Here is a 5,656-nt window from a genome sequence, read left to right on the forward strand (position 1 = left end):
GGAGCCTGACGATGACCTACTCTCACATGGGCAACGCCACACTACCATCGGCGCAGGACTGTTTCACTTCTGAGTTCGGGATGGGATCAGGTGGTTCCAGACCGCTATGGTCGTCAGGCAAATCGGTTGATCACTGGTTGGACGGGATAGAAGATGGGAGTTTTCACTCCGCTGTGATGAACGATTTCGCAGGTTATCCGCAATTATCTTGGGTGTTATATAGTCAAGCCGCACGAGCAATTAGTACCGGTTAGCTCAACGCCTCGCAGCGCTTACACACCCGGCCTATCAACGTCCTGGTCTTGAACGGCTCTTCAGGAGGCTCGAGGCCTCGGGGAGATCTCATCTTGGAAGGGGCTTCCCGCTTAGATGCTTTCAGCGGTTATCCTGTCCGAACATAGCTACCGGGCAATGCTTCTGGCGAAACAACCCGAACACCAGAGGTTCGTCCACTCCGGTCCTCTCGTACTAGGAGCAGCTTTCCTCAAATCTCCAACGTCCACGGCAGATAGGGACCGAACTGTCTCACGACGTTCTAAACCCAGCTCGCGTACCACTTTAAATGGCGAACAGCCATACCCTTGGGACCGGCTTCAGCCCCAGGATGTGATGAGCCGACATCGAGGTGCCAAACACCGCCGTCGATGTGAACTCTTGGGCGGTATCAGCCTGTTATCCCCGGAGTACCTTTTATCCGTTGAGCGATGGCCCTTCCATACAGAACCACCGGATCACTATGACCTACTTTCGTACCTGCTCGACGTGTCTGTCTCGCAGTCAAGCGGGCTTGTGCCATTACACTAACCGCACGATGTCCGACCGTGCTTAGCCCACCTTTGTGCTCCTCCGTTACGCTTTGGGAGGAGACCGCCCCAGTCAAACTACCCACCACACAGTGTCCTCAACCCCGATAAGGGGCCAGAGTTAGAACCTCAAACATGCCAGGCTGGTATTTCAAGGTTGGCTCCACCGGAACTGGCGTCCCGGTTTCAAAGCCTCCCAGCTATCCTACACAAGCATGCTCAAAGTTCACTGTGAAGCTATAGTAAAGGTTCACGGGGTCTTTCCGTCTAGCCGCGGATACACCGCATCTTCACGGCGATTTCAATTTCACTGAGTCTCGGGTAGAGACAGCGCCCCCATCGTTACGCCATTCGTGCAGGTCGGAACTTACCCGACAAGGAATTTCGCTACCTTAGGACCGTTATAGTTACGGCCGCCGTTTACCGGGGCTTCGATCAAGAGCTTCGCACGAATGCTAACCCCATCAATTAACCTTCCGGCACCGGGCAGGCGTCACACCGTATACGTCCACTTTCGTGTTTGCACAGTGCTGTGTTTTTAATAAACAGTCGCAGGGGCCTGGTATCTTCGACTGGCTTCTGCTCCACCCGCGGGGGTTTCACATACACGCCAGCGTGCCTTCTCCCGAAGTTACGGCACCATTTTGCCTAGTTCCTTTACCCGAGTTCTCTCAAGCGCCTTGGTATTCTCTACCTGACCACCTGTGTCGGTTTGGGGTACGGTCTCGAATAGCCTGAAGCTTAGAAGATTTTCCTGGAAGCAGGGCATCAATGACTTCGCGTCCGTGGACACTCGTCGTCACGTCTCAGGATTGAGGACCCGGATTTGCCTAAGTCCTCTCCCTACTCGCTTAAACCGGGACAACCGTCGCCCGGCTCACCTAGCCTTCTCCGTCTCTCCATCGCAGCTATCCAAGGTACGGGAATATTAACCCGTTTCCCATCGACTACACCTTTCGGTCTCGCCTTAGGGGCCGACTCACCCTGCGCCGATTAACGTTGCGCAGGAACCCTTGGTCTTCCGGCGTGCGGGTTTTTCACCCGCATTATCGTTACTCATGTCAGCATTCGCACTTCTGATACCTCCAGCATGCTTCTCAACACACCTTCGCAGGCTTACAGAACGCTCCCCTACCCCGCATACAGAGTATGCAGCCGCAGCTTCGGTGACCAGTTTGAGCCCCGTTACATCTTCCGCGCAGGCCGACTCGACTAGTGAGCTATTACGCTTTCTTTAAAGGATGGCTGCTTCTAAGCCAACCTCCTAGCTGTCTGAGCCTTCCCACATCGTTTCCCACTTAACTGGTACTTTGGGACCTTAGCTGGCGGTCTGGGTTGTTTCCCTCTTCACGACGGACGTTAGCACCCGCCGTGTGTCTCCCGGATAGTACTCACAGGTATTCGGAGTTTGCATGGGGTTGGTAAGTCGAGATGACCCCCTAGCCCAAACAGTGCTCTACCCCCTGTGGTATTCGTCCGAGGCGCTACCTAAATAGCTTTCGGGGAGAACCAGCTATCTCCGGGCTTGATTAGCCTTTCACTCCGATCCACAAGTCATCCCCTGGCTTTTCAACGACAGTGGGTTCGGTCCTCCAGTTGATGTTACTCAACCTTCAACCTGCTCATGGATAGATCGCCCGGTTTCGGGTCTATGCCTAGCGACTGATTCGCCCTATTCAGACTCGGTTTCCCTACGGCTCCCCTAAACGGTTAACCTCGCCACTAAACATAAGTCGCTGACCCATTATACAAAAGGTACGCCGTCACAGAACAAGTCTGCTCCGACTGCTTGTACGCATACGGTTTCAGGGTCTATTTCACTCCCCTCACAGGGGTTCTTTTCGCCTTTCCCTCACGGTACTGGTTCACTATCGGTCAGTCAGGAGTATTTAGCCTTGGAGGATGGTCCCCCCATGTTCAGTCAATGTTTCTCGTGCATCGACCTACTCGATTTCACTGAACTCAGGTTTCGGATACGGGGCTATCACCCACTATGGCGGCACTTTCCAGAGCCTTCTCCTACCAGTTGTTCAGCTTAAGGGCTGGTCCCCGTTCGCTCGCCGCTACTGAGGGAATCTCGGTTGATTTCTTTTCCTCAGGGTACTTAGATGTTTCAGTTCCCCTGGTTCGCCTCTTACACCTATGTATTCAGTGCAAGATACCGATCCGAAGATCGGTGGGTTTCCCCATTCAGAGATGCCCGGATCACAGCTTGTTTGCCAGCTCCCCGAGCCTTATCGCAGGCTTCCACGTCTTTCATCGCCTCTGACTGCCAAGGCATCCACCGTATGCGCTTAGTTGCTTGACTATATAACCCCAAGATAACTGGGTTCCGAGGAACTCAATCTCTTGTGGCTGTTTCATCAACAACCTCAACGATAACACCGGATAACGCTTGAAATCGCTATCACTTTGAACAATCTTCTCTCGGAGATAATGAGAGAAGAATATTCTGTTCTATCTCGTCCAATTTGTTAAAGAGCAAATCTGACCCAGTGATCAGAAAGAAGATCTTCAGAGGAAACTCGTTAATGAGTCACACAACTGAAAAGCTTGTTTCTGTACACTGCTAACCACACGGTGGGTTAGTCAGTAAATTTGGTGGAGCTAGGCAGGATCGAACTGCCGACCTCCTGCGTGCAAGGCAGGCGCTCTCCCAGCTGAGCTATAGCCCCGTCTGCTTGTCCAGCTTCCGTTACTCGTCGTTGTAGTGCTCGTTCGCATCAGTCATGATCCATCGAGGATCACTCCTTCACTCACTCACCCTACGCCTAGATTAACGAAACCTGTCCGGCGCATCCGAGATCACCTCCAACGAGGGTACTCGTAAAATCGTGTAGATCTAGGCGTGTTCGGACGCCGCATAGCCTGCTATGCAAGTTCGGACACAACGACGAGCTACGCGATTTTGGTGGGTCTGGGTGGACTTGAACCACCGACCTCACCCTTATCAGGGGTGCGCTCTAACCACCTGAGCTACAGACCCGGTTTTGCTTGTCTTCGAACCGCCTGGACTGCGTTGCAGCTCTCGTTCAATCGGTCACGTACGCGTGTACGCTCCCTCTCTCACTCAACCTGCGCCTTGCCAGCCGATCCGAATCCGGCGCCAAACCCCGAGACTGACTCAGTGTTTGTGGCAAACCAACATCGGGCCTGTATAGACCCTTTGCTCTCTTTATTAAGCCAACCAAGTAATTCGTGTGGACTCTGACCGAAGCGTTCGGCTTCGTTTAAGGAGGTGATCCAGCCGCAGGTTCCCCTACGGCTACCTTGTTACGACTTCACCCCAGTCATGAACCACACCGTGGTGATCGTCCTCCCGAAGGTTAGACTAACCACTTCTGGTGCAATCCACTCCCATGGTGTGACGGGCGGTGTGTACAAGGCCCGGGAACGTATTCACCGCGACATTCTGATTCGCGATTACTAGCGATTCCGACTTCACGGAGTCGAGTTGCAGACTCCGATCCGGACTACGACGCGCTTTAAGGGATTGGCTCACTCTCGCGAGTTGGCAGCCCTCTGTACGCGCCATTGTAGCACGTGTGTAGCCCTGGCCGTAAGGGCCATGATGACCTGACGTCATCCCCACCTTCCTCCGGTTTGTCACCGGCAGTCTCCCTGGAGTTCTCAGCATTACCTGCTAGCAACCAGGGATAGGGGTTGCGCTCGTTACGGGACTTAACCCAACATCTCACGACACGAGCTGACGACGGCCATGCAGCACCTGTCTCAGAGTTCCCGAAGGCACCAATCCATCTCTGGAAAGTTCTCTGGATGTCAAGGCCAGGTAAGGTTCTTCGCGTTGCGTCGAATTAAACCACATGCTCCACCGCTTGTGCGGGCCCCCGTCAATTCATTTGAGTTTTAACCTTGCGGCCGTACTCCCCAGGCGGTCAACTTAGTGCGTTAGCTGCGCCACTAAGACTTCAAGAGTCCCAACGGCTAGTTGACATCGTTTACGGCGTGGACTACCAGGGTATCTAATCCTGTTTGCTACCCACGCTTTCGCACCTCAGTGTCAGTATTGGTCCAGGTAGCCGCCTTCGCCACTGGTGTTCCTTCCTATATCTACGCATTTCACCGCTACACAGGAAATTCCACTACCCTCTACCATACTCTAGCCCGACAGTTCGAAATGCCGTTCCCAGGTTGAGCCCGGGGCTTTCACATCTCGCTTATCGAACCACCTACGCGCGCTTTACGCCCAGTAATTCCGATTAACGCTTGCACCCTCCGTATTACCGCGGCTGCTGGCACGGAGTTAGCCGGTGCTTCTTCTGCAAGTAACGTCAATCCTTGAAGGTATTAACTTCAAGGCCTTCCTCCTTGCTGAAAGTGCTTTACAACCCGAAAGCCTTCTTCACACACGCGGCATGGCTGGATCAGGGTTGCCCCCATTGTCCAATATTCCCCACTGCTGCCTCCCGTAGGAGTTCGGGCCGTGTCTCAGTCCCGATGTGGCTGATCATCCTCTCAGACCAGCTACGGATCGCTGCCTTGGTAGGCCATTACCCCACCAACTAGCTAATCCGACTTAGGCTCATCCAATAGCGCAAGGTCCGAAGATCCCCTGCTTTCCCCCGTAGGGCGTATGCGGTATTAATCCGGGTTTCCCCGGGCTATCCCCCGCTACTGGGCAGATTCCTAAGCATTACTCACCCGTCCGCCGCTCGTCAGCGGAGTGCAAGCACCCCCTGTTACCGCTCGACTTGCATGTGTTAAGCCTGCCGCCAGCGTTCAATCTGAGCCATGATCAAACTCTTCAGTTTAAATCATACAAGAACTCGAAAGTTCTTAATTCTTGCTCAAGACAAAACTCAATTTCGACGAGTCACTGTCCTGATATTTCG

At 53.6% G+C, this 5,656-nt stretch carries 2 tRNA genes and 3 rRNA genes; all 5 read right to left on the bottom strand.

Annotated features, from left to right (window positions below):
- Positions 1 to 3 precede the first annotated feature (3 nt).
- Positions 4 to 118 (bottom strand): 5S ribosomal RNA (rrf, locus tag C7H09_RS07415).
- 101 nt (positions 119 to 219) lie between these two features.
- A 23S ribosomal RNA gene (locus tag C7H09_RS07420) occupies positions 220 to 3,111 on the bottom strand.
- A 291-nt stretch (positions 3,112 to 3,402) separates the two neighbouring features.
- Positions 3,403 to 3,478, bottom strand: a tRNA-Ala gene (locus C7H09_RS07425).
- Positions 3,479 to 3,712: 234 nt separating this feature from the next.
- A tRNA-Ile gene (locus tag C7H09_RS07430) sits at positions 3,713 to 3,789 on the bottom strand.
- 245 nt (positions 3,790 to 4,034) lie between these two features.
- Positions 4,035 to 5,575: ribosomal RNA gene (locus C7H09_RS07435) — 16S ribosomal RNA — on the bottom strand.
- The 16S, 23S and 5S rRNA genes sit together here with 2 tRNA genes alongside, the layout of an rRNA operon.
- Between the last annotated feature and the right edge of the window lie 81 nt (positions 5,576 to 5,656).

Source organism: Marinobacter fuscus, from assembly GCF_003007675.1.
GTDB classification, from domain to species: domain Bacteria; phylum Pseudomonadota; class Gammaproteobacteria; order Pseudomonadales; family Oleiphilaceae; genus Marinobacter; species Marinobacter fuscus.